This is a genomic window from uncultured Parolsenella sp., assembly GCF_934660935.1.
GTDB lineage: Bacteria > Actinomycetota > Coriobacteriia > Coriobacteriales > Atopobiaceae > Parolsenella.
The window spans coordinates 13,012-37,749 of record NZ_CAKUIH010000003.1 but is presented as its reverse complement, the minus strand read 5'-3'; the positions used below and the strand labels follow the sequence as shown (position 1 = coordinate 37,749).

The 24,738-nt window shown below is 63.9% G+C and carries 18 protein-coding genes; 15 read left to right on the top strand and 3 right to left on the bottom strand.

Features of this window, described 5'->3' with window-relative positions; translation table 11 throughout:
* The first annotated feature begins 5 nt into the window (after positions 1–5).
* From Q0H23_RS02090 to xdhC, 6 genes are all read left to right on the top strand, one after another.
* Positions 6–1,121, top strand: a complete 1,116-nt coding sequence (locus Q0H23_RS02090; protein ID WP_293835196.1) for an ABC transporter permease — start codon at positions 6–8, stop codon at positions 1,119–1,121.
* The gene (locus tag Q0H23_RS02085) at positions 1,121–2,053 is read left to right on the top strand and encodes an ABC transporter permease (RefSeq protein ID WP_293813960.1); all 933 of its coding nucleotides are present in this window, start codon (positions 1,121–1,123) and stop codon (positions 2,051–2,053) included. The genes Q0H23_RS02090 and Q0H23_RS02085 overlap by 1 nt, the downstream gene beginning before the upstream one ends.
* A gap of 258 nt (positions 2,054–2,311) precedes the next feature.
* Positions 2,312–3,397 (top strand): BMP family ABC transporter substrate-binding protein, encoded by a 1,086-nt coding sequence (locus Q0H23_RS02080; RefSeq protein ID WP_293835193.1) that lies wholly within the window; start codon positions 2,312–2,314, stop codon positions 3,395–3,397.
* Positions 3,398–4,050: 653 nt separating this feature from the next.
* Positions 4,051–6,393, top strand: coding sequence for a xanthine dehydrogenase subunit XdhA (xdhA, locus tag Q0H23_RS02075; protein WP_293835190.1), 2,343 nt, complete (start codon positions 4,051–4,053; stop codon positions 6,391–6,393).
* Positions 6,394–7,275 (top strand): xanthine dehydrogenase subunit XdhB, encoded by an 882-nt coding sequence (gene xdhB / locus Q0H23_RS02070; RefSeq protein WP_293835188.1) that lies wholly within the window; start codon positions 6,394–6,396, stop codon positions 7,273–7,275.
* Entirely contained in the window at positions 7,275–7,763 is a 489-nt protein-coding gene (gene xdhC, locus Q0H23_RS02065; RefSeq protein ID WP_293835186.1) for a xanthine dehydrogenase subunit XdhC, read from the top strand. Before xdhB ends, xdhC begins: the two co-directional genes overlap by 1 nt.
* Positions 7,764–7,851: 88 nt before the next feature.
* On the opposite strand, the gene Q0H23_RS02060 is transcribed toward xdhC, so the two are convergent.
* Positions 7,852–8,331 (bottom strand): hypothetical protein, encoded by a 480-nt coding sequence (locus tag Q0H23_RS02060; protein WP_293835184.1) that lies wholly within the window; start codon positions 8,329–8,331, stop codon positions 7,852–7,854.
* Between the two features lie 207 nt (positions 8,332–8,538).
* Here Q0H23_RS02060 and Q0H23_RS02055 point away from each other — a divergent pair, with 207 nt between their 5' ends.
* Complete coding sequence (locus Q0H23_RS02055; RefSeq protein WP_293813966.1) at positions 8,539–9,951, top strand: solute carrier family 23 protein; 1,413 nt, start codon at positions 8,539–8,541, stop codon at positions 9,949–9,951.
* A 277-nt stretch (positions 9,952–10,228) separates the two neighbouring features.
* Here the strand turns inward: Q0H23_RS02055 and metK are convergent, their stop codons facing one another.
* Positions 10,229–11,485, bottom strand: a complete 1,257-nt coding sequence (gene metK / locus Q0H23_RS02050) for a methionine adenosyltransferase (RefSeq protein WP_293835181.1) — start codon at positions 11,483–11,485, stop codon at positions 10,229–10,231.
* A 571-nt stretch (positions 11,486–12,056) separates the two neighbouring features.
* Here metK and Q0H23_RS02045 point away from each other — a divergent pair.
* The 6 genes from Q0H23_RS02045 to Q0H23_RS02020 all read left to right on the top strand — a co-directional run bounded on the left by Q0H23_RS02045 (position 12,057) and on the right by Q0H23_RS02020 (position 22,640).
* A complete protein-coding gene (locus tag Q0H23_RS02045; RefSeq protein WP_293835178.1) occupies positions 12,057–14,756 on the top strand; it encodes a YhgE/Pip domain-containing protein in 2,700 nt (899 codons plus the stop codon).
* Positions 14,756–17,038 (top strand): YhgE/Pip domain-containing protein, encoded by a 2,283-nt coding sequence (locus Q0H23_RS02040; RefSeq protein ID WP_293835174.1) that lies wholly within the window; start codon positions 14,756–14,758, stop codon positions 17,036–17,038. Before Q0H23_RS02045 ends, Q0H23_RS02040 begins: the two co-directional genes overlap by 1 nt.
* A 138-nt stretch (positions 17,039–17,176) precedes the next feature.
* Complete coding sequence (priA, locus tag Q0H23_RS02035; RefSeq protein ID WP_293835172.1) at positions 17,177–19,486, top strand: primosomal protein N'; 2,310 nt, start codon at positions 17,177–17,179, stop codon at positions 19,484–19,486.
* Between the two features lie 186 nt (positions 19,487–19,672).
* A complete protein-coding gene (gene def / locus Q0H23_RS02030) occupies positions 19,673–20,224 on the top strand; it encodes a peptide deformylase (protein ID WP_293835169.1) in 552 nt (183 codons plus the stop codon).
* Between the two features lie 58 nt (positions 20,225–20,282).
* Complete coding sequence (fmt, locus tag Q0H23_RS02025; RefSeq protein ID WP_293835166.1) at positions 20,283–21,200, top strand: methionyl-tRNA formyltransferase; 918 nt, start codon at positions 20,283–20,285, stop codon at positions 21,198–21,200.
* A complete protein-coding gene (locus Q0H23_RS02020; protein ID WP_293835164.1) occupies positions 21,201–22,640 on the top strand; it encodes a transcription antitermination factor NusB in 1,440 nt (479 codons plus the stop codon).
* 148 nt (positions 22,641–22,788) lie between these two features.
* Here Q0H23_RS02020 and Q0H23_RS02015 read toward each other — a convergent pair whose 3' ends face one another.
* Entirely contained in the window at positions 22,789–23,073 is a 285-nt protein-coding gene (locus tag Q0H23_RS02015; protein ID WP_293835162.1) for an FmdB family zinc ribbon protein, read from the bottom strand.
* Between the two features lie 216 nt (positions 23,074–23,289).
* Between Q0H23_RS02015 and Q0H23_RS02010 the strand changes: the two genes are divergently transcribed.
* Both Q0H23_RS02010 and Q0H23_RS02005 read left to right on the top strand, forming a co-directional pair.
* Positions 23,290–23,994 (top strand): HAD family phosphatase, encoded by a 705-nt coding sequence (locus tag Q0H23_RS02010; protein WP_293835160.1) that lies wholly within the window; start codon positions 23,290–23,292, stop codon positions 23,992–23,994.
* Positions 23,995–23,999: 5 nt separating this feature from the next.
* Positions 24,000–24,680, top strand: coding sequence for a thiamine diphosphokinase (locus Q0H23_RS02005; RefSeq protein ID WP_293835157.1), 681 nt, complete (start codon positions 24,000–24,002; stop codon positions 24,678–24,680).
* Positions 24,681–24,738 lie beyond the last annotated feature (58 nt).

Here is a 24,738-nt window from a genome sequence, read left to right as displayed (position 1 = left end):
GGACAGTGGCTGACAACAAGAAGAAGGCAGTGCCCTCGAAGAAGGGTGCCCTGAGCGAGGAACAGCTGCGCGAGAAGCGCCTGACGATCATCACGCCGGTTGTGTCTGTGCTCCTTGCCCTCATCATCGGCGCGGTCATCATCGCCTGCCTCGGCAAGAACCCGATCACGGGCTATGCCGCGATGCTGAAGGGCTCTCTTGGCGATATCGGCAAGATTGGCAAGACGCTTGAGCGTGCCTGCCCGCTGATCTTCACGGGCCTTGCCGCCGTGTTCGCCTACAAGTGCGGCGTGTTCAACCTTGGCGGCGAGGGTCAGTTCATCATGGGCGCCTCCGCCTCCGCGTACTTCGTGCTGAAGCTTGGCCTCACCGGCCCGTCCGCCATCGCGGTGGGCCTCGTCGTGGGCATCGTCTTCGGCGGTCTGTGGGCCCTCCTCCCGGGTATCCTCAAGATCACTCGAGGGCTCAACGAGATGATCACGACGATCATGTTCAACTACATCGCCCTGTACTTCATGGAGTTCCTCTACAAGAACGTCTACTCCGACCAGGGCCTGCCCCAGACTCCTGCCATGCCCAAGTCCGCGCACCTCATGGACATCGGTCCCGCGCACTTTGGCGTCCTGATCGCCATCATCCTTGGCATCCTCGTCTGGTACGTGATCTTCCGCACGTCCTTCGGCTTCAAGATTCGTGCCGTGGGCATGAGCCCCACCGCTGCCAAGGTTAACGGCTTCCCCGTCCGCACGCTCGTGCTGCTCGCCTTCGTCATCTCCGGCGCTATCGCCGGCCTCGGCGGCGCCATCGAGCTCTTCGGCAAGACGCCGTTCCGCCTCGCTGACGGCTTTGGCTCCGGCTTCGGCTTCGACGGCGTGGCAATCGCGCTTATCGCGCAGCTCAACCCGCTTGGCGCCATCGTCGTCGCCCTGCTCTTCGGTGTGCTCTCCACGGGCGGCACGATGATGCAGTCCGTCATCGGCGTTCCCACGGCGATCATCGACATCATTCGTGGTCTCATCATCATCTTCGCCGTCGCGGGCATGGCCCTGGTGAAGCTGCCCAAGGTCAAGGCGTACATCGCCTCGCTGGGCAAGAACAAGAAAGCTGAGGTGAAGGCGTAATGGATTTCATGGTTGCGCTTCCCACCATCGTCAGGGCGATGGCTATGGGCGCCGTGCCCATCCTGCTCGCCGCCCTGGGCGAGGTCTTCTCCGAGCGTGCCGGTATGGTCAACATCGGCCTTGAGGGAATCATGGCCGTGGGTGCCTTCGTGGCGTTCGCCGTTGGCAAGGTCACGGGCAACCTCTGGCTCGGCCTGCTCGTCGGCATGGCCGCGGGCGTGCTCATCAACATGATCTACGCGTTCTGCACGGTCACCCTCTGCTCTGACCAGGTGGTTACGAGCATGGCGGTCAACATCCTCGCGCCGGCCATCGCGCTCTTTGGCTACAACCTGTTCGTCGGCTCCAACCCCGAGAACGCCACCGGTGCGCAGATGCCCAACATCGCCATTCCCGGCCTGTGCGATCTTCCGGTCATCGGCAATGGCATGTTCAACCAGTCGCTGCTTGCCTACATCGCGTTCCTCCTCGTGCCCGTGGTCGCGTTCTTCTTCAAGCGCTGCCGTGCCGGCCTGTCGTTCCGCTCCGTGGGCGAGAAGCCCCAGGCCGCAGAGACCCTGGGCATCAACGTCATCCGCACCAAGTACGTGGCCTGCATCCTGTGCGGCGCCCTTGCCGCTGCGGGCGGCGCCTTCCTCACGATCTGCTACACGCCGATCTACACGAACGGCATCGTCGCGGGTCGCGGCTTCATCGCGCTGGCGACGGTCATCTTTGGCCGCTGGAGTGCCGTGGGCGTCATGCTCGCGAGCCTGCTCTTTGGCTTCTTCGATGGCGTGAACGTCGCCCTCCAGGCTCAGTTCCAGTCTGCGCCGGTCATGTTCTTCAAGATGATTCCGTATATCTTCACGATTGTGGCCCTCGTGTTCTTTGGCTCGAAGCACGCTGGCCCGAAGGCCAACGGTCAGCCGTATAACCGCGAGAGCCGTTAGCGATACAATGAGGCGGTGATCCGCGGGGGTGGGTCACCGTCTCGTGTACAGCTTGTATTTAGTGTCAGGTCGGGCGGATATAGGGGTTTCGCTTGTCTTGGCGCAAGGCAGGGGCGGCATGGGTAGACTTCGTTTGGCCCGTCCGTCTTGCAGATGGTATCACCTGCCTGATTCGGCAGAGGCGTTTAGTTTCATGCGTACGTGCACCAGGCTTTAAATGTGGGGCGCAAAAGAGCCCCGGAAAAGAAGGGAAGCACCATGAGCAAGAACATCAATCGTCGTCAGTTCGTCGCCGGTGGCGCCACCGCCGCTGCGGCCCTCGCCCTCACCGCGTGCGGTGGCTCTGACTCTGGCTCCGCCAGCACTGGCTCTGCCGAGAAGAGCTCCTACAAGGTCGCTATGATCATGAGCGGCATTATTACCGACGGCGGCTGGGACCAGGCCCACTATGAGTCCCTCAAGCGCGCCGTTGACTCCCACCCCAACTGGGAGATGCTCGAGCCCAAGGAGAACGTCGCCAACGCCGACGCCGCCACCGCCGCCGAGTCCTACGTTGACCAGGACGTCGACCTGATCGTCGGCAACGGCAACCAGTTTGCCTCCACCTGGGCCGAGGTCGCCTCTGATGCCGCCGAGTCTCACCCCAACGTCCACTTCCTGATCACCAACACCAACCCTGAGCAGGAGCTCGCTGACTACGAGAGCACCGACAACGTCGAGACCGTTCTTCCTGACTTCACGCAGCTCGGCGCCCTCGCCGGTGTCATCGCTGGCCTCATGACCCAGACGAAGTCCATCGGCTTCATCGGTGGCATGAAGCTTCCGAGCACGCTCGCCAAGTACAGCGCCTACCTCGCCGCTGCCCAGAAGATCGATTCCTCCATCCAGGGCCAGTACAACTTCGAGGCCGGCTTCTCCGACGCCGCGAAGGGCACCCAGCTCACCGAGCAGTGGATCAACTCCAAGAACGTCGACGTTATGTGGGGCGACGCCTCCGCGGTCGACAACGGTTCCCGTAAGGCCCTCGAGGCTGCCGGCGCCGACACTCACTTCGACATCGCCCAGCCGATCGACATCCTCGGCGACGACCAGCCGACCGTCATCGCTTCCACGGTGACCGACTGGAAGATCGACCAGGCCATGGACGAGATCGAGGCCGGCACCTTCGGTGGCGGCAAGGCCATCACCGCCAACATGGACAACGGCGGCGTCACCCTCGGCAAGTTCTCCGACAAGGTCCCGTCTGACGTCCAGGACAAGATCAACGAGTACGCCGATCAGATCAAGGCCGGCACTTACCTGAGCGACTCCGAGATCGAGGCCATCCAGTCCACGCTGGGCTAGTCTGGCTAACTTGCGTTTGAGCCGAGGGGCTGGACGCGATTGTGACGAAGTTGCAACGCGCGTCCGCGTAGCTGAGGCAGTCGACGTGAGGTCGAAGTTGTTGTCGTTCGGCTAGAGCTAAAGACAATCGGCTATTTGGCCGGGATGCCAAGTGCGTCCCGGCCTTTTTGCGCCGCGAACGCGAGACCGCGCGTGGGTTGGGGTGTCCACGCTGCGTGCAATCCGTCCACCAGCGTCTCGCAAATACCAAATTATTGTCCACAAGTTCGTGTCTCACTGCGCACTCGTCTTGCTTGCAGCGCAATGCAGACATGGCTCCGCGTATCGCGGGGCCGCACGCATCTGCGGAATTACTTCATCGCGCTCTAGCGTTAAACTCACACAGCTATAACGCCCAGGTCAAAGGGGTTGTTTCGTAATTTGTGCTCCCTTGCCAGCCACCCGGTATTCCCGCCCGTTCACCGTCCAAAAGTAGGCTCGCGCTGCTCGCTTGGCTAACCTTTTGTTAGCTAGCAAGACTTCTCATCAGAGAACGTCGCTTGCTATGGGGCGTTTAAGGATTCGCGTTCGCGAGTGCCGCCGCGCCCAGCTATACGGGGCTGAGTCCCCTCGCGCGCCTGGGAAGCGCGCAACAATTCCATAAGGAGGACGTCATGGAGACACTGAGGGAGGTCGGCAGGCCGATCCCAAGGGTTGACGCCTACGACAAGGTCACTGGTCGTGCGAAGTTCACGGATGACCTATGTCCCAAGCCTTGCCTTGAGGCAAAGCTCCTCCACTCCACCATCGCAAACGGTCGGGTCACCTCGATTGACACTGCGGAGGCACTGAAGGTACCGGGCGTCGTTGCTATCTACACATGCTTCGATGTGCCCGAGCATCCGTATCCCGTGGCCGGCCACCCCTGGTATGCCAACTCCGCCGCTGCCAAGCGTGACCAGGCTGACCGTCGCCTGCTTGACGACCGCGTGCGCATCTACGGTGACAACATCGCCGTCGTGGTGGGCGAGGACACCGTCGCTTGTGATCGCGCGCTGCGCCTGATCAAGGTCGAGTACGAGGAGTATCCCGTCGTCTACGACGCGATCGAGTCCATGAAGGGTACCGAGGTGCCCGTCCAGGAGGCCAAACCTGACAACATCGTCGCCCACACCTGCGCGGTCACGCCTGAGGACAAGCTCGCCGAGGCCGGCTACAAGACGGTGGAGGAGGCCCTCGAGGATCCCGCCTATCATCACATCGCCATTCATGCGGAGAGCCGCGAGCAGTCTCAGGTCCACATCGAGTCCTGTGTCTCCTACTGCTACATGGAGGGCAACAAGATCGTCTGCGTGAGCTCGACGCAGATCCCGCACGTCGTGCGCCGCGTCATCGGCCAGGCCCTTGGCATTCCCTGGGGCGACGTGCGCGTCATCAAGCCCTATATCGGCGGTGGTTTCGGTACGAAGCAGGACGTCCACTACGAGCCCCTCAATGCGTGGATCTGCAAGCAGCTCGGCGGCCGATGCGTCAGGCTCGAGATCTCGCGCGAGGAACTCTTCTGGGCCACTTCTGGTCGCCAGCCTAAGACGTTCGACATCGAGTGCTCCTATGGCGACGACATGGCCCTCCACGCTCGCAAGATCGTCGCGTACTCGAATACGGGCGGATACATTCACCACGGTCACGCCCTCGTTCTCAACTCGGTGAACAGCTTCCGCTGGCTCTACCACACCAACGAGGTCGCCTCACACTCCGAGGCCTACACCATCTACACCAACGGTCCGCACACGGGTGCCATGCGTGCCTATGGCGTGCCCGAGGGGAACTGGGCCGCAGAGTGCCTCATGGGCGACATCGCCTATGACAACGGCTGGGATGGCCTCGAGTTCCGTCTCAAGAACGTCTATACCGACAAGTTCGTCGACGAGTTCACGCCTAACGGCACCATCGCCGCCCATACTTGCGCCATCAGGGAGTGCGCCGAGAAGGGCAAGGCGTACATCGAGTGGGATCGCAAGAAGAGGGAGTACGCGAACGAGACCGGTCCGATTCGCCATGGCGTGGGCGTCGCTTTCTTCGTATACAAGACCGCCGTCGCTCCGTTCGCGCTCGAGACGGCCACCGCTCAGGTCACGCTCAACCAGGACGGCTCAGTCCAGCTCCAGATGGGCGCCACCGAGATTGGCCAGGGAGCCGACACCGTCTTCAGCCAGATGGCAGCCGAGGCCATCGGCGTCGACACCGAGGACATCCACATCGTGTCTCAGCAGGACACGGACGTTACGCCCTATGACTCCGGTGCCTATGCGTCGCGCCAGACCTACGTCTCCGGCACGGCCGTGAAGAAGGCCGGCGAGACCCTTAGGAGCAAGATTCTCGACTTCGCGCGTAAGCTCACGCCCGACGCGCCCGGCGAGCTCGACCTGCATGACCATGCCATCTGGGACGGCGAGGGCAACAAGATCTGGAACCTCGCTGACCTCGCCCTCGAGGCCTACTACAACCTCGACGGAGCAGACCAGCTCTCCGCCCACGAGACCATCAACGTCCACACCAATACCCTCGCCGGCGGCGTCACTTTCGCTGACGTCACGGTGGACATGCCGCTTGGCCAGGTCACGGTCAACAAGATCATCAATGTCCAGGACTCTGGCCGTCTGATCAACCCCAAGCTCGTTGAGCAGCAGATTCACGGCGGTATGGCCCAGGGTATCGGTTATGGCCTCTACGAGGAGCTTCAGGTCGACCCGAAGACCGCTCGCGTCCTCAACCCGACCCTGCTCGACTACAAGATCCCTACGACGATGGACCTGCCTGACCTCAAGGCGGACTTCGTTGAGAAGCCGTGCCCGACGGGGCCCTACGGCAACAAGGCGGTTGGCGAGACCCCGGTCATCTCGCCCGCATCCGCCATCCGAGACGCAATCCTCGACGCTACCGGCGTCAAGTTCTACGTGGAGCCCATGACGCCGCAGCGTCTGTTCGAGGGCTTCAAGGAAGCGGGGCTGATCTAGATGTACGACATCGAATCGCTCTATGAGGCCACCAGCGTGGCTGATGCCTGCGAGGCCCTTGCGGCCGACCCCTCCGCCGAGGTCATTGCCGGCGGCACCGACGTCCTGGTCAAGCTGCGCGAGGGCAAGGGCGCGCCTGCCCACCTTGTCTCGATCCACGAACTCCATGACGAGCTCGACGGCGTGCGTCTTCTCGACGACGGCACCGTTTGGATCGGCCCCATCACGTGGTTCCACCACGTGACCACGTCCCCGGTCATCCAGGAGACCGTGCCGGTTCTCGGCGAGGCCTGCGATACCCCGGGCGGCCCGCAGCTGCGCGTCTCCGGCACGATTGGTGGCAACGTCTGCTCTGCCGCCACCTCGGCCGACACCGCATCGACGCTCTTTGCGTTTGGTGCCCTGCTCGACCTCCAGAGCTCCCGCGGAACGCGCACCCTCCCCATCGAGGAGTGGTATGCCGGTCCCGGCCGAAGCCATCGCGAGCGTGACGAGCTCCTCGTGGGCATCCGCATTCCGCGCGACCACTACGAGGGCTTCTCTGGCCACTACTTCAAGTATGGTAAGCGTCGCGCTCTCGAGATCACCACGATGGGTTGCTGCTGCCTGGTGAAGCTTGGCGAGGACAAGCGCACGATCGAGGACATCCGCCTCGCGTTTGGCGTCGCCGGCCCGACCCCGATGCGTGCCATCGCCGCAGAGGACGCCGTGCGAGGTCTCGACGTGGCCGAGGCCGCCGAGCGAATCGGCGAGCTCGCCTGCGCTTGCACCAACCCGCGTGACTCTTGGCGCGCGAGCAAGGACTTCCGCCTGCAGCTTATCAAGGAGATGTCGAAGCGTTCCCTCGTCGAGGCCGCTCGAAAGGGAGGGGCTGATATCTAATGGATATGCGAATTCTCAAGTGCACCGTCAACGGCAAGGAAGTGCAGGTTGGCTATGACCCGCGCGAGAGCCTGCTCGACACGCTGCGCAACCGTCTCGGCCTCACGAGCGTCAAGCGCGGCTGTGAGGTGGGTGAGTGTGGTGCCTGCACCGTCCTGATCGACGGCGTCGCGACCGATACCTGCCTGTACCTTACCGAGTGGGCCCAGGGCAAGAACATCCTCACCGTCGAGGGCCTTCAGGCTCCGGACGGTACGCTCAACCCCGTTCAGCAGGCCTTTATCGACCAGTTTGCCGTCCAGTGCGGCTTCTGCATCCCTGGCATCATCATGAGCGCCGTGGAGATGATCGACTCTGGCAAAACCTTCACGCGCGACGAGATCCGCAAGAACCTCTCTGGCCACCTCTGCCGCTGCACCGGTTACCAGAACGTGATCGACGGCGTCGAAAAGGCCATCGAGATCGTCCACAAAGAGTGCGGTGAGTAGGCGAGAGGCGTCTCACTTCGTGTATGCGTTAGCAAAGAGGGCCCGACTCCCCAGGGAGCTGGGCCCTCTCTTTATGCGCTTCCTCGTCCTACGCCCAGTTCACGATGATCGTGTTGTTGTCGAGCTTTCCGTTGCCCTGGTCCAGGCCATCGCCCACGCAGACGTCATAGCCGTTGCGCTGCAGGTCGTTGACGAACTTGGCCAAGCGCGCCGAGTAGGTGTTGAGCAAGCGGGCCGTCTGGATGGGGGAGATGAGGTCCTGGTCGCGACCGTAGATGATGTCGCAGATGGCGTCGGCGACATCCGTGTTGCTATTGGCAACGAGGTCGTTGTAGAAGGAGTTGCCCTCACCGTTGCGGTCGTCGACGCCCGGAGCGAACTTGACCGAGAGCTCGTAGCGGCCGAACTTCGCGTACATGCGGACGCGCGTGTCCGTGCGTGCGGCGCAGTTGCGGATCGCCCAGTTGATTGCGTTGTCGGAGAGGGTGTCCGCGGCGGCGCGCTCGCGGTTGGGTTTGGCCTCGTCGGCGATGGCGCGGGCCTCGTCCGCCTTGATCATGTCGAGCATGGTGCCCTCCGTCTGAAGCTGTTGCGTGTGGTTGAATCGTATCCCAGGCCAACGCCGTGGCCTGGCAATACCGCTGATTCATATAGTAAATTACCGTTCGCGAGGTTATACCCGCCGTTTGCGCTCCACAACGTAAGAACCAAACAAATAGTTTTAGTAACTGAAATATATTTTGCATGTCGTGCGGGACCCAAAGGAGGAGCACGCATGGGAAACACCATGAAGACCGAAGGTAATCTGGACGAGAGGCTTTTCAAGCGCGAGGGAGTTCCGCCCCTGTCCTCGCTTGTGCCGATGAGCCTTCAGCACGTGCTGGCGTCGTTCGCCGGCGTCATTACGCCAGCGATGATGATCGCCACCACGTGCAAGTTCACTCCGGAGCAGGAAGCGGCGATCATCCAGGTCGCCCTCATCCTCTCCGCAATCGACACGCTGCTTCAGCAGTTCCCGCTCTTTGGGCGCATAGGCGCGGGCCTGCCCATCCTCACGGGCGCGTCGTTCGCCTTCCTTCCCGTCATGCAGGCGGTTGGCGGCGAGTTCGGCTTCTCCGTGGTGCTCGGCTCGCAGCTCATTGGTGGTATCGTCGCGGTCGTCTTCGGCCTGTTCTACGACAAGGTGAAGCGCTTCTTCCCGCCGCTCGTCACCGGTACGGTCATCTTCACCATCGGTGTCTCGCTCTATCCCACCGCCATCAAGTACATTGCCGGCGGTGTCGGGACACCGGGCTTTGGCAGTGCCCAGAACTGGCTTGTTGGCCTCGTCACCTTCGCGCTGACCTTCGGCCTCACCAACTTCACGACGGGCATCACCAAGATCGGCTCGATCTTCTTCGCCATGCTCATTGGCTGCCTTGTCTCGATTCCCTTTGGCATGATTGACGCCTCTGCGATTTCCGGCGCGTCCTGGTTCTCCCTCCCGCAGTTCATGCCCTACGAGCTCAAGTTCGACCCGGCAGTGTGCATCACGGTCGGCATCATCTACGTGATGGTGAACGTACAGCTCATCGGCGACCTCTCCGCCGCGGTTGCCGGTTCGATGGACCGCATGCCCAAGGGCCGCGAAATCAGTGGCGGCATCATGGCGCAGGGTCTCGTCTCCATCATCTCCTCGATGTTCGGTGGCCTCCCGACCTCCGCGTTTGGCCAGAACGTCGGCATCATCGTGAGCACCAAGGTCATCAACCGCTGGGTCTTTGGCGGCGCGGCCCTTACATTCATGGCAGCCGGCCTCTGCCCGAAGCTCTCTGCGCTCCTGCTCATGATTCCGCAGCCCGTCATTGGTGGCGCCACGATCAGCGTCTTCGGCACCATCACCCTGAACGGCATCCGAATCCTCGTGAAGGACGGGCTTACGCCGCGTACCTGCACCATCTTTGGCGTGTCCGTGGCATTTGGCCTGGGCATCGCGCAGGTCTCCGGCTCCCTTACCGGCACTGGCATGCCTGTCTGGATCAACACCATCTTCGGCACCTCCGCGATCACCCCGTGTGCCGTCATGGCCATCGTGCTGAACCTCCTCATGCCTCCCGAGCCCATCGAGGAGAGCGAGGCGCTTAAGGTAGCCGATTCTGGCGATCACGACGCCGAGGATAGCGGCGAGGCCGAGACTGCCGAGGCGTAGCATGACGCCGAACCTGACGGTGAGTCCGAGACTTTCATGGCCGTCGCGCTAATAAGTTTGATTCGCATATTGCGTGATTGCGCGACTCGCTAAGGGCGGACGCGGCCGGGATGTGGATCCTAGCCGCGCCTGCTGTTCGTAAAAGAAGCGGGTGCGCCCAGCTGAGGGGAGCACCCGCTAGTCGTTGAAGCGGTTCAATCGTCGCAGATTTGCATGTTAGTTATTGCTCGTTCCGTGGCGCCAGCTATTGCTCGCGTTAGGGTATCGCTCGTGTTCGCTACGCAAGCTCGGCCACGGCGGCCTTGAGCTCGTCGACGCGATTCGTGGCTTCCCAGGTGAAGTCAGGGTCCTTGCGGCCGAAGTGGCCGTACGCGGCGGTCTTCTCGAAGATTGGGCGGCGAAGGTCGAGGTCGCGAATGATGGCGCCCGGGCGCAGGTCGAAGACGCGCTCGACCGCAGCTTCAATCGTGCGATCGCTTACCGTTCCGGTGCCCTTGGTATCAACCAGGATGGACAGCGGGTGCGCGACGCCGATGGCGTAGGCGAGCTGCACCTCGCACTTGTGAGCGAGGCCGGCGGCGACGACGTTCTTGGCAACCCAGCGCGCGGCATACGCGGCGGATCTGTCGACCTTGGTGCAGTCCTTGCCGGAGAAGGCGCCGCCGCCATGACGGCCCATGCCGCCGTAGGTGTCGACGATGATCTTGCGGCCGGTGAGGCCGGTGTCGCCCATCGGGCCGCCAACGACGAAGCGTCCGGTGGGGTTGACGTAGATGTCCGCATTACCCCAGGGAATGTCGACCTCGGCGAGAACCGGCGCGATAACGTGCTCGATGACGTCGTTCTTGATGACGTCCATGCTCTCGACGCTCGGGTCATGCTGCGTGGAGACGACGATGGCGGTCACCTCGGCGGGGCGGTCGTTCTCGTAGCGGACGGTCACCTGGGTCTTACCATCCGGGCGGAGGTATTCGATCTCGCCGGACTTGCGGACGTCCGCCAGGCGCTTGGCGAGGTTCTGGGCAAGGTAGATGGGCATGGGCATGAGGGTCTCGGTCTCGTCCGAGGCATAGCCGAACATCATGCCCTGGTCGCCTGCGCCGATGAGGTCGAGAGGATCGGTCGTGCGGCCTGCCTGGGCGTCGAAGGACTCGTCGACGCCCTGGGCGATGTCGGGGCTCTGCTCGTGAATCATGCTGATGACGCCGCAGGTCTCGCAGTCAAAGCCGAACTTGGCTCGGTTGTAGCCGATGCGGCGAAGCACGTCTCGGGCGATGGTCTGCACGTCGACGTAGGCCTGGGTGCGAATCTCTCCGGCGACGACGACGGTGCCGGTGGTGACGAACGTCTCGCAGGCGCAACGGACCTCGGAAAGGCTGGCGGGGCTGCCGGACGGGCTGACGTAGCCCTCGGCCTCGAGGCGAGCCTCCTTGGCGAGAATCGCGTCGAGCACGGCGTCGCTGATCTGGTCGCAGGTCTTATCGGGGTGACCCTCGGTCACAGACTCCGAGGTGAAGTAGTAGCTCTCTGACATGCGTGCAACCTCCTTGGGCGCAAGGCCCGTACGTGACGCCTTCTGGCGCCCGGAGACGAAAAACGTCCCCATGCCTATATGCAAGGGGACGCCGATGACGCGTGTCATGCTTCCCCCGTCTTCCGGAGAGCGCGGCTCTCCGCCGAGAATTGGCACCCTGCCGGCGGCTGCGGCCGCGAGGTGGGTTGTCGGAGCGTCATAGGGCTCGGTCCCTCGGCTCTACGCGTCTTGGCGGTGCTTGGCCGCTTCGACGCCTCTTGACGAGCGCCCTTTCAGGGCACAGATAGTGTATTGGTTCGCAGGGCGTCTGTAAACTTGTAAAATTATGTAAACTTGTCTGCTTAGAGTGCGTATAATGCCCCTTCGCGAGGGTATATAGGACAGCCGGGGAGACGGGGTCATCCTGGCTCCTTACTAAGCACATAAATGAGTGCGCCCAGCGTTACTGCACGTCCCGTACCTCCGCCGGCAAGGCTCCACCGCCGGCCAGCAAGACCCGCGCCATCGTCGGCAAGGCCTCGTCGTCGGCGAGCGCAACCGTAAGTCACGTTCTACTGCAGGGAGTCACCACGTGAGAACTGCCTTCGACATCTTCAAGCGCGACCTCAAACGCATCCTCGTCAATCCCGTGGCCATCATCGTCGCCATCGGCGTGTGCATCATCCCGTCACTCTACGCATGGTTCAACATCCTCGCCAACTGGGATCCGTACGAGAACACCTCGACGGTCCCCATCGCTGTCGTCATCGAGGACGAGGGCGCCGAGGTGGGCGACAAGGGCTACATCAACGCCGGCGACATGGTCGAGGAGCGCCTCAAGGATAACGACCAGCTCGGCTGGAACATCGTCGATAGCGAGAACGAGGCGATCGAGGGCGTGAAGAGCGGCCGTTACTACGCCGCCTTCGTCCTGCCGAAGGACTTCACCAGCTCCATGGGAGACGTTCTCGACGGCGATACCGAGCAGGCGCACATCGCCTATTACGTTAACGAGAAGGTTAACGCCATCTCGCCCAAGGTGACCGATACCGGTGCGACCACCCTCGAGGCGCAGATCGCCAACCAGTTCGTGCAAGTCGTCGGCGAGACGGTTTCCGAGAAGCTTTCCGTCCTCTCTGGGAGCCTACTTGGCGGCATCGACGAGGCCACCGCGAGTGCTACCGAGAGCCTGATCGAGGTACAGGGCCTGCTCAATGGCATCGCCGACGGCCTTGATAACGCCGGTGGCACCATTTCCGATGCCCGTGGCGCCGTCAGCTCCGCCCGCTCCACGCTCTCCCAGGTGAGCACTTCCTCTGCCTCGCTCGCGAACACGCTCTCGAGCTCCATGGACTCCCTCTCCAGCACCCGCGCCAACGCGGGGGCCCTTGGCGCACAACTTTCCGCTGCCCTCGGCACGAGCGTTTCGACCATCTCTGGCATCTCCAGCAAGGCCAACTACGATATTGGCCAGATCACCGGCGACGTGGGCTGGGCGCAGGGCCAGCTCGATGGCGCGATCAGCCACATCGGCGCCCTCAACTCCAATACCATTGCAGACCTCACGACCTCCATCCAACGTGCGTGGGTCACGATCAACGGCCTCGATGACTCCACCCCCAACAAGCAGGAAATTCTCAACGCGCTTTCCTCCGCGGAGTCTGCGCTCAACGAACTCAAGAACCTGAACGATGGCCAGCTCGCCACCCTCAAGGAGAAGAGCGCCGCCATCAAGAACGCCAACGACGCGATCGCCGGCCTCTCTGATTCCGTGAACGCCGCCGTGCAGGCGACCTCCCAGGGCCTTGCCGAGGTGCAGGGAACGCTCAACACCACGACGCTTCCGGCCGTCTCCAGTGCGCTCGACGGCTTCGCCGACGCCGGCGGCCGCCTCGTGGGCACCGCCAGCGCGCTCGCCCCGATGCTCTCCCAGGCCGACGGCACGCTCTCCCAGCTCGACGGCATCCTCGCCCAAAGCTCTGACGCCATCGCCCAGACCTCTGCCGGCGTTCGCTCCGCCGCGGATGCCGTGGGTACGCTCGCGACCGACACCGCCGCCATCCAGAGCGCCGAGGCGTTCAGCATGCTCAAGGACGCGCTCGACCTCGACGCGGAGCAGGTGGGCGACTTCATCGGCTCGCCCGCCGAGATGGTCTCCCAGCCCGTCTACGCCGTGGAGAACTACGGCAGTGGCGTGGCGCCGTTCTTCACCAACCTCGCTCTTTGGGTGGGTGGCTTCGTGCTCGTCGCCATCTACAAGCTCGAGGTCGATGACGAGGGTATCGGCAAGTTTAAGCCGTGGCAGGGCTTCTTCGGCCGCTGGCTGCTGCTGAACCTCTTGGGCCAGGTCCAGGCCATCATCTGCTGCGTTGGCGACGTTCTTCTCGGCATTCAGTGTCTGAGCCCGGTGGCGTTCGTCTTCGCCGGCATGGTCGAGAGCTTCGTCTACGTGGCGTTTATCTATTCGATATCCGTGGCCTTCAAGCATATCGGCAAGGCCATCGCCGTCCTGCTCGTGATTCTGCAGATTCCTGGCGCCTCGGGCACCTATCCCATCGAGATGATGCCGGACTTCTTCAAGAACGTTCACCCGTTCCTGCCGTTCACGTATGGCGTCAATGCCATGCGCGAGGCCATTGCGGGCTTCTACGGCAACTATTACGCCACGAACCTGCTCGTTCTTCTCGTGTTCCTGATCCCGGCGCTGCTCATTGGCGTCGCCGCGCGCCGCCACCTGCTCAACATCAACGCCCTGTTCGATCGCAAGCTTGGAGATACGGAGCTCATGATCACGGAGCGCACGAGCATGGAGGGCGCGACCTTCCGCCTCTCGACGCTCATCAAGATCATTATGAACTCCGGCGAGTACAAGGCCGCCTTCACCGAGCGCGCCGCAAAGTTCGAGCTCATGTATCCCACCCTCATCAAGCGTGGCTTCGCAGCGCTCATCTGGGTGCCGCTCGTCCTGCTCGCGCTCATGTTCGTCCTGCCCGCGAAGTTTGCAATGCTGACGCTCTGGATCCTCTCGCTGATCATCATCAGCACGTTCCTCATCGTGGTGGAGTACTTCCACGAGCGCGTCTCCAAGAAGCTCTCGCTCACCGACATGAGCCGCGAGGAGCTCTTCGCCCTCCTCGACGACGAGCTTCGCCAGGAGTTCATGGCGTTCGCTCCGCTCGACAAGATGCGTCTCGAAAAGGGCGAGATCAACGCCTCCGCCCTCGAGGGCCGTTCCGCACGCAAGGATTCCGATGCCTCGGATGCCGATTCCTCGAAGGGAGGCGAGGCGTAATGCGCAAGATCATCGACTTCATCAAGCGCGACCTGCGCCACATCAAGGGGAACGTCATCGCCCTCGTTGTCATCATGGGCATCATCGTGGTGCCGACGTTCTACGCATGGTTCAACATCGGTGGCTTCTGGGATCCGTACAGCAACACGAAGAACCTGAAGGTCGCCGTTGCCAACTCTGACCTCGGGTACGCCTCTGACCTCATGCCGATCGAAATCAACTTCGGTGACCGCGTTGTCGATGACCTGCGCGAATCGACGACCATCGGCTATACCGTGGTCTCCGAGGACGAGGCCATCGAGGGAGTTCGTTCTGGCGAGTACTACGCTGCCGTCGTCATCCCCGAGGACTTCTCCGCCGATCTCCTCACTGCTCTTTCTGACAATCCGGTCAAGGCCCAGGTCAAGTTCTATCAGAACGAGAAGGCCAACGCGATTGCCCAGATCGTGACCAACAAGGCCTCTTCCGCCATCGAGAAGGACATCGACGAGTCATTCGCGAGCACCGTGACGACCGTCGGGGCCGGCGTCCTCGATCAGCTTGGCAACTATCTCGACGACGATAAGATCGCGGAGGTCGCCGCCAACCTCGACACCGCCGTGCAGAAGAGCTCCGAGACGCTCACGTCCACCGCCCAGACCATGCGCGGTTTCGCGGACACGCTTGACGCCACCCAGGGCCTGCTTGGGTCCGGCTCCTCGGCCTTCGACGCCTCCTTGTCTTCCGCGCTCTCCGTGGGCAACTCGCTCAAGGGTGCGGCGAGTAACGTCCGTGACCTTGGGAACGCCCTCGATGGCACCACGGGATCGATCAACGACGCCATCGCCTCGAGCTCTGCCAGCATCGGCGCGGTCTCCGATGCCATCGATAGCGCGTTCGATGCCGCCGATGCCCCCACGAACGACCTCATCGACGCCCTCACCAAGGCGCAGGGCGTGGCCTCCACGAACCAGGAGCGCCTGAGCGACCTCGCGTCGCGCCTTGGCGCCGCGGCCGACAAGATGGACGCAGCCAAGTCCTCCGTCGACGCTCAGCTGAACGCCCTCGATCCGAATTCTCCGCTCTACGCCATTCGCTATTCGACGCTCCACAAGACCTCGATTGCGCTCCAGGACGCGAGGGACTCCGCCCGCGAGCTCAAGGCACACGCCGAGAGCGCCGCCTCCTCGATGGGCGAGCTCGCCCAGATGCTCGGCAAGACCGCCGGAGACATCCAGACGGGCAAGACCGACGCCGCAGCCGCCCGCGCCGAGCTCCAGGGCATCGTCTCGAATGCGAAGGGCAGCCTTTCCTCCGTCGAGTCCTTCTACGAGACGAACCTCAAGGGGTCGCTCAACGACCTGGCCAACAACATCGACTCTGCTGCCGGCGACGCCGATTCCATCATGTCGAGCCTGAACGAGACGCTCGGCGCCGTTGGTTCCACCGCCTCTTCCGCCGCGGACTCCATCGGTGGCGCTAGCGACTCGCTGAGCCAGGCCGCCGACGTGCTCGACGACTCCGCCCAGAAGCTTGTCGCGCTCCATGGCAAACTCACGGCGGCTCTCGAGTCCGATGACATGAACCAGGTGCGCTCGATTCTCTCGGGCGACGTCAACGATCTTGCGAACTTCATCTCCAACCCGGTTGTCGTCGATCGCAACCCGATCTATGCGATTGAGAATAACGGCAGCGCCATGGCGCCGTTCTACACGACGCTCGCCATCTGGATCGGTGGCGTCGTTCTGGCCGCCCTCGTGAAGACGGGTGCGAGTGAGAAGGCCATTGAGGAGACGGGCTGCTCGCACACCCAGGTCTACCTCGGACGCCTTGCCCTGTTCGCGGGCGTCGGCCTGCTCCAGAGCGCGCTCATCTGCGCCGGTGACCTTTACTTCCTCGGCGTGCAGTGCGCTAATCCCGCCCTCTTCTTCCTCGTGGGGTGGCTGGCGAGCTTCGTGTTCGTGAACATCATCTACGCCCTTACCGCTAGCTTTGGCGACGTGGGCAAGGCTATCGCAGTCGTGCTCATGGTCATCCAGGTCGCCGGCTCCGGCGGCACCTTCCCGAAGGAGATGCTGCCTGCCACGTTCCAGGCTCTGTATCCCTTCCTGCCGTTCGTCCATAGCGAGAACGCCATGCGAGCCGCGATGTTTGGCCTTTACGGCAACGACTACTGGATCTGCATGGGCAAGCTCGCGTGCTTCCTTGTTCCGGCGCTGCTGCTCGGTCTCGTGCTTCGTCGCCCGATCATCCGCCTGAACGAGTGGGTCGAGGAAAGACTCGAAAGCACGAAGCTGATGTAGGGGAGGCCTCGAGCTGCTCCCGCTCGCCTCGGCTGATATGGCCGCGTGACCGGGAAGCCCCGTCTCGCCAATCGCCGCGTAACGCAACCAACGCCCGGATGTGCCCTGTGAGCGCGTCCGGGCGTTACACTTAGGCGCATGAGATACGCAAAGGTCGTCCCGGACATACAGACGCGCGCCATCGACGGCGCCTTCGACTACGCAATCCCGCCGGAGCTCGAGCCGCGGTGCCTCGTGGGTGCCACGGTGCTCGTGAGCTTTGGCCATAGGGACGTCGTCGGCTACGTCACTGCCGTTGGAGACCAGCCTGGCGAGGGCGTCTCCCCGGAGCGCGTCCTACCCGTTGCACGCGTGCTTGCGGCCCCGGCGTTTGACGAGGTGGGAGCGCGTCTTGCGGAATGGATGGCTGCCGAGTATGCCGCGCCCCGGCCCGCGTGCCTCCGCCTCATGATGCCTCCTGGCCAGACGATGCGCGTGAAGCGCGAGGAGGGCGGCGAGTGGCAGCTCGTCGTCGAGCGCGCCCAGGCCGTCGACGACCGCTGGGTCTCCCTCACGGGGGAGGGCCGCACCTACGAGCCTCGCGCGAACGCCAGCCGCCAGCGCCAGGTCCTCGCGGCACTCGCGGCGGGTCCCATGCGCCTGGCGGAGCTCTCCGCCCTCGTGCCGGGGGCCTCGAGTGTGGTGTCGTCGCTCTCGCGCAAGGGCGTCGTCTCTGTCGAGCACAGGCGTCGCGTCCGCGGGTCTGACGAGGGGACGAGCCTCTCGAGCGCCTCCGCGCCCAGGCCCGAGCGCCTCACGGCCGGGCAGGTCTCCGCGCTTGACGCCATTGCTCGCGCTGCCGAGGCTCGCGTCGGCGACGTCGTCCTCGTCGACGGCGTCACGGGGTCTGGCAAGACGGAGGTCTACCTCGACGCTATCGAACGCGTCCGTGCACAGGGGAGGGGCGCGATCGTCCTCGTTCCGGAGATTTCGCTCACGGCCCAGACGGTTGGCCGCTTCAGGAGCCGCTTCGGCGATGATGTGGCCATCCTCCACTCCCGTCTTTCTACCGGCGAGCGCTTTGACCAGTGGGATATGGTTCGCACGGGCGCCGCGCACGTTGTGGTTGGCGCGCGCTCCGCCCTGTTCGCGCCTCTCGCGAACGTGGGCCTCATCATCGTGGACGAGGAACACGAGGGTTCCTACAAGCAGGACCAAGCTCCGCGGTATCACGCGCGTGACGTCGCGGCGAGGCTCGCTCGCGAGCGTGGCGCGGCGCTCGTGCTCGGCAGCGCCACGCCCTCGCTCGAGAGCCTCGAGCGCTGCCGCGTCGGCTCGTGGCGCGGCGCCCGATGGACCCGCGTCGTGATGCCCGAGCGTCCGGGCGCCGCCGTCTTGCCCGAGGTCCGCGTGGTTGATATGCGCCAGCAGTTCGCGGCGAAGAACGGTTCGGTCTTCTCGACGGTCCTCTCGGAGGCCCTTCTCGGCGTGGCGAAGCGCCGCGAGAAGGCGGTCCTGCTGCTCAATCGACGCGGCTTTGCCAGCTTCCTCATGTGCCGCGAGTGTGGCTGCGTCCCCACCTGCGAGCACTGCTCGACGGCGCTCACGTACCACGAGCGCACGCATAGCCTCATGTGTCACAGCTGTGGCCGCTCCTGGCCCGTGCGGGCCTATCCGGACCCCTCGACCAAGTGCCCCAACTGCGGCAGCCGCTACCTCGCGCAGTTCGGCCTCGGCACCCAGCGCGTCGAGGACGGGCTCAACCTGCTGCTCGCGGGGCAGGGGGTCGACGTCATCCGCATGGACGCGGACACTACCTTGACGAAGGGAGCGCACACGCGTCTCCTCGAGGAGTTCGACGCGAGCGAGTGTGCCGTGCTCGTGGGCACGCAGATGATTGCGAAGGGCCTCGACTTTCCCGAGGTCACGCTCGTAGGCGTGGTCAATGCGGACACGACGCTCAAGCTTCCGGACTTTCGTGCCGGTGAGCGTACGTATGACCTGCTCGAGCAGGTTGCCGGCCGCGCGGGCAGGGGAGGCCGGCGCGGTGAGGTCATCATCCAGACGTACTGGGCGACGCACCCCGCCATCGTCGCCGTGGCCCGGCATGACCGCGCGCGGTTCGAGGGCTATGAGCTCGCTCAGCGTGAGGAGGCGTACTACCCGCCCTTCTCACGCGTGTGCAACGTGACCGTCTCCGGCAAAAGCGAGTGCCTCGTGCGCGAGAGCACCGACGAGCTCGCCCGATATGTGCGCGAGGCGGTGCTCGACCTCGACGGTGAGTGGGAGGTTCTTGGCCCCGCGGAGTGCGTGCGCGCTCGCGTCAAGGATCGCTTCAGGCGTCATGTCGTGCTCAAGTGCCCGGTGGACGCCGAGCCCGGCCCTATCCTCGCGGCGGCGGCCTCGCGGCTCCCGGCGCGTCGAGACGTGTCGCTTGCGATTGACGTCGACGCTTACGACATGATGTAGCGGTTGGTCCCGCAGACGGCGTGGCGCACTTGCGCTTGCGGGATGCCGCCGAGCGAGGGCTGCGCGCGTTGCCCGTCGCCCATCGCGTGGCTATCGCGTGAGGACGTGCTGGCGCCCCGTCGCGAGCGCATTCCTGCTGGTATCATGGTCTCTTGTGAAAACTCACGGCAGCCGAGAAGGAGCATCATGAGCGCATCCGAAGACATCGTCCTGACCCCAGACCCGCGCCTCTCCGAGATGTGCGCGCCCATCGAGAAGGTCGACGACTCCGTCCGCAAGCTCGCCAAGTACATGCTTGACGTCATGTATGACGCCGACGGTTGCGGTCTCGCCGCGCCCCAGATTGGCAAGCTCGTTCGCCTCGTCGTCATCGATGTGGACTATGTGCCGGGTGACCCATCCAGCCGCAATCCTTACGTGCTGATTAACCCCAAGATCGTCACCGCAGACGGCGCCCCGCGCCTCTTCTCCGAGGGCTGCCTCTCGTTCCCCGGCATCTCGGTGGACATCGAGCGTCCGAGTCACGTCATCGTCCACGCGACGGATCTCGACGGCGACCTTCTTCAGTATGAGGCCGAGAACAACCTCCTCGCCGTCTGCCTCCAGCACGAGATCGACCACCTAAACGGCGTGACGATGGTCGATCATCTCCCGCTGCTCGAGCGCGTCAAGGCCCTGCATGACTGCGAAGCTGCTATCTCCGGCGGCGCGCGTCCTGGCGAGACCTCAGCGGAGTAGCGGCTGCGTCGCTCGCTCCTTTCATCCTTTAGACCCGTTCCCTTCTAGGGAGGCCGATATGCGCGTTATCTTCATGGGCACGCCCGATTTTGCCGTCCCATCTCTTTGCGCCCTCGCGGATACCTTCGAGGTCGCTCTCGTCATCACGAGGCCCGACGCCGTTCGTGGCAGGGGTAAGCGCCTCGAGCCCAGTCCCGTCAAGGCGGAGGCCGCCTCTCGTGGCATCGAGGTAATCGAAGCAAATCGCATGACGCCCGAGGTCTTGGATGCCATGCGCGCCGTGCGCGCGGATATCATCTGCGTCGCCGCCTATGGCTGCATCCTTCCGGACGCCGTCCTTGAGATGGCGCCTCTCGGCTGCGTGAACGTGCACGCGTCGCTTCTTCCTCGCTGGCGCGGCGCCGCCCCCGTACAGCGTGCGATTCTCGCCGGAGACGAACGCGCGGGCGTCTCGATCATGCAGGTCGTTTCCGCCCTCGACGCCGGTGCCTATTGTGCGCAGGCCTCCTGCGAGGTTGGCGACATGACTTCCGCCGAGCTCATGGCCAAGATCGGCGAGCTTGGTGCGAATGCGCTCATCGAGTCCCTCCGCGAGATCGAGGCTGGTACGGTCACGTGGACCGAGCAGGACGAATCCCTCGTCACCTACGCGCACAAGATCGAGAAGGCCGAGATGAAGCTTGATCCGGCGGATGATGCCCTCGAGAACGCGCGCCGCGTGCAGGCTTCTTCGGACGCCGCTCCCGCGCGTTGTGCCGTCGCGGGTAAGGGCGCTCGCATCATGCGCGCCACCATCTGCGAAGACATGAGGCCCGCTGTCGGAGCGGTCGAGGTTTCCCATGGTCGCGTCGCCCTTGGTTGCGCCGACGGTGCCATCGAGGTCATCTCCGTCAAGCCCGACGGCAAGCGCGAGATGGAGGCGTCTGCCTGGGCGGCTGGTCTCCGTGGAGACGATATCGCCTGGGAGCGTGTGTAAATGGCGGTCGCAAGCCCGGCTCGCACGACGGCCCTGCATCTGCTTGGCGCTCAGCGCCGCCGTGGTGCCCGCGCCCGCGATCTCATGCGTGGCGCCCGCGAGATGGAGACGCTCGGGCGCAAGGGCCGTGCTTTGGCCACAAGGCTCGTGCTTGGCGTGAACGTCGCCTCCGGAGAACTCGATCGCCGCATCGACTCGTTCGTCTCTCGCCCTGGCTCCCTTGAGCCGCGCGTGAGGGATGCCCTCCGTCTCGCCTCGTTCGAGCTGCTCTATCTCGACACGCCGCGGCAGGTCGCCGTGAGCCAGGGTGTCGAGCTAGTCAGGGGAGTGCAGCCGCGAGCCGCACGCATGGCGAACGCCGTGCTCAGGCGCGTGGCCGAGTGCCGCCCTGAGGTTGATGAGGCACGCGAGGCGACGGACGCCGTCGCCGCGGGGGCCCGCATGTCCGTCTCTGTCGGCGAGCTCGTGGTCGCCTCCGGCTATCCCGAGTGGCTTGTCGAGCGCCTCGTCGCCGCCGTGGGCATGGCTCGCGCCGCCGGGATGTGCGCATGCGCCCTCGAGCCCGCGCCTATCTACGCAGCCGCCGGCAAGGTTGGCGTCGAGGGAGTCGAGGGACTTCTCGGCAAGGCTGGTCTCGATCCTGCCGCCACTGAGCTTCCCGGTTGTTGGCGCCTGGGTATGCCGGCAGGTCTCTCAAGGAGCGGCCTTCTCGGTACGTGTGACGTCGTTGCCGCTGATATGGCGGCGCAGATGTGCTGTCGAGCCGCAGCTGGGGCCGGTCGCGTGCTTGAGGTGGGGCAGGGCCGTGGCACGAAGTCCCTGCTTCTTGCGAGCCTGGCCTCTCGGCTTGGCGAGGGGACGTGTGTCGTCGGTTGCGAACTGGTTGCGTCGAAGGCACGGCTCTCCGCTGCGCGCATGGAGAGCGCCGGCCTTTCCGACGTCGTCTCGTGCGTCGAATTCGACGGGACGCGCCTTGCCGAAGAAGACGAGCTTCCCGAGGCGCTTCGTGGTCAGTTTGACTCCGTCCTCGTCGACGCGCCTTGCTCGGGTACGGGTACCATGCGTCGCCATCCCGAAACTGCTTGGGCGCTTGAGCAGGCGATCGTCGACCCCGAGAATGTGGACTCCCTGCCCAGCCTGCAGCTGAGGCTGCTTCGCGCCGCCGCTTCCCGCGTCGCCGTGGGCGGCTCCCTCGTCTATGCCACGTGCTCGGTCCTTCCGGAGGAGAACTCCTGCGTCGTGGAGCACTTCCTCGCGAGCGAGGAGGGTCGCGGCTTCGTGCGTGGCGACATCCTCGCGGCGCCCGCCGTGGCGGCGCTTGACGAGGGGTCTCGCGCGCCGTTTGAGCGCAACCTCAACGAGCGCGGCGAGTTCCAGTCGACTCCCATGCGCGATGCCTTCGACGGCCACTTCTTCGCGAGGCTGATCCGCGAGTCATAGCTGGGGTGCGTCGGTGGCGCGAGGTCGCGTGGCATCCGCGAGCCGGGCAGGTGCCGTCGAGATAGAAAAGCGGGGACCACGCGTCAACGTGGACCCCGCTTGTATGCCATCGTATGTACGCTCCGCCGTTCGGCGACGTCAGCTGGCGCTATTTGGAGCAGCTCGAGCAGTCGCCGCCGGAGCAGCTGCCGCAGCCACCAGAGGTGGCGCTCGTCGAAGAACCGCCGCCGCGCTGGTCGGTGTTGTAGAAGCCGGTGCCCTTGAAGGAAATCAGCGCGGGTTTGAAGACACGCTCGCACGGGGCGCCGCACTTGGGGCACGTGATGGCGGGGTGCTCGGACATGGAGTGCACGACCTCGAAGACGTTGCCGCAATCCGAGCATCGGTAGTCGTAACGAGCCATCTGAAGAACCTCCGTGTCTGGGTCGCCCACGTGGCGACCATCGTCAGCGCTCTCGCGCGTTATCGCATAGAAATACGGCCCTACGGCCGCATGAGCTACTTTACCCAATTTCGCAGGTAGTTTCATCCCTAAGATAACCATACTTTTATATGACGGCCGAGTCTCCGCGTCCGTGGCGGTCGGCTGGTATTATTTCCGTGGAAGAATCCGCGGAGGGGCCTGGTTGCCCCGGTATAAGGGGTACTTATGGCCAAGATTTCTGGCGCTATCTTCGACTGCGATGGCACGTTACTTGATTCTATGTGCATGTGGAACAGCGTCTTTGCTCGTCTTGTCGAGTCTTACGGCATTGATCCCACGCCCGAGCTCATCGCGCGGATCGAAGCGGCCACTCTTCCGCATACGAGCGAGATGCTCCACGAGGATTACGGTGCCGGAGCGAGCTCTCAGGAAGTTCTCGACCACATTCATTCCGTCGTTCTCAACGAGTACGTTACGAACATCAAGGAAATGCCGGGTGCGCGTGCCTTCGTTGAAAGTCTTGCCGCTGAAGGCATTCCTATGATTGTGGCCAGCTCCACCACCTCGAGTGTCCTGCGCCACGTGCTTGCGCATTTCAATCTCGATAAGTATTTCATCGACATCATCTGTACGGCCGAGGTTCGCGACGGTCGCGACAAGGACTTCCCGGACGTCTATCTCGAGGCTCTGTCTCGCCTCGGCACGCCCCTCGAGGAGACTTGGGTCTTCGAGGACGCGCCCTTCGCTGTGCGCGCGTCTCGCCGTGCCGGCTTCCACGTCGTGGGCATCCACAATGACCACGATGGCCGTGACCCGGAGTTCATCCGCGCGTGGTCGGACATCTATTCCGAGAACTACGAGTCCGTCTCGCTCGAGGCTATCCGCGCTTTCGACGACACGACGCGCAAGCCCGTCCCCGAGGAGGCGTAGGCGCGATGCGCGCCCTTCTCGTCGCAGGCTCGCCCGCTCCCAGCTCGTCCGCCCTCGTCTCTCGCCTTTCTGCCGAGAGCGACCTGGTGCTTGCCGTCGACCGAGGTGCCGATGCCTGTCGCGCTGCTGGCGTCGTCCCCGGCGCCTTCTGTGGTGACGCCGACACCGTGAGTCCCGATGGCCTCGCGTGGGTCCGTGACCAGGCGCGCCGGCGCGAGGGCGAGAACGAGATGCCCATCCGTCTCTTTCCTCCTGCGAAGGATGACACGGACCTCTCGCTCGGTTTTTCGTGCGCTCGTGAGCTCGCCGCCGAGAGGGACGAGGCCCTCGAGGTCACAGTGACGTGCGCGAGCGCCGGGCGCATGGACCATGCCCTGGCCGTGTTTGGCGTGCTCACAAAGAACGCGGACCTCGCGCCGCGCCTTGTCGAGGACGAGTTCGAGTGTCGCATCCTCGCGCCCGTGGGCGCTACTACCTGGGAGCTGGGGGAGAGGGCCCTCGGGCGCCACTTTTCCTTCGTGGCCCTTGCGGACGATACCTGCGTGTCCGAGACGGGCCTGCGCTGGGAGCTCGACCACTTCCGCGTCGACGCTCTGCGCGATCGCGGGATCTCCAACGTCGTTGATGCCCCTGATGCGCGCGTGACCTGCCATGAGGGAGTTCTCGCGGCGTTCCTCATAAGCTAGCGCTCGTGTTCACGCGCCGGCGTCTCGCGCTCGTTGCGGGTCGCCGGCGTTTTCGCGA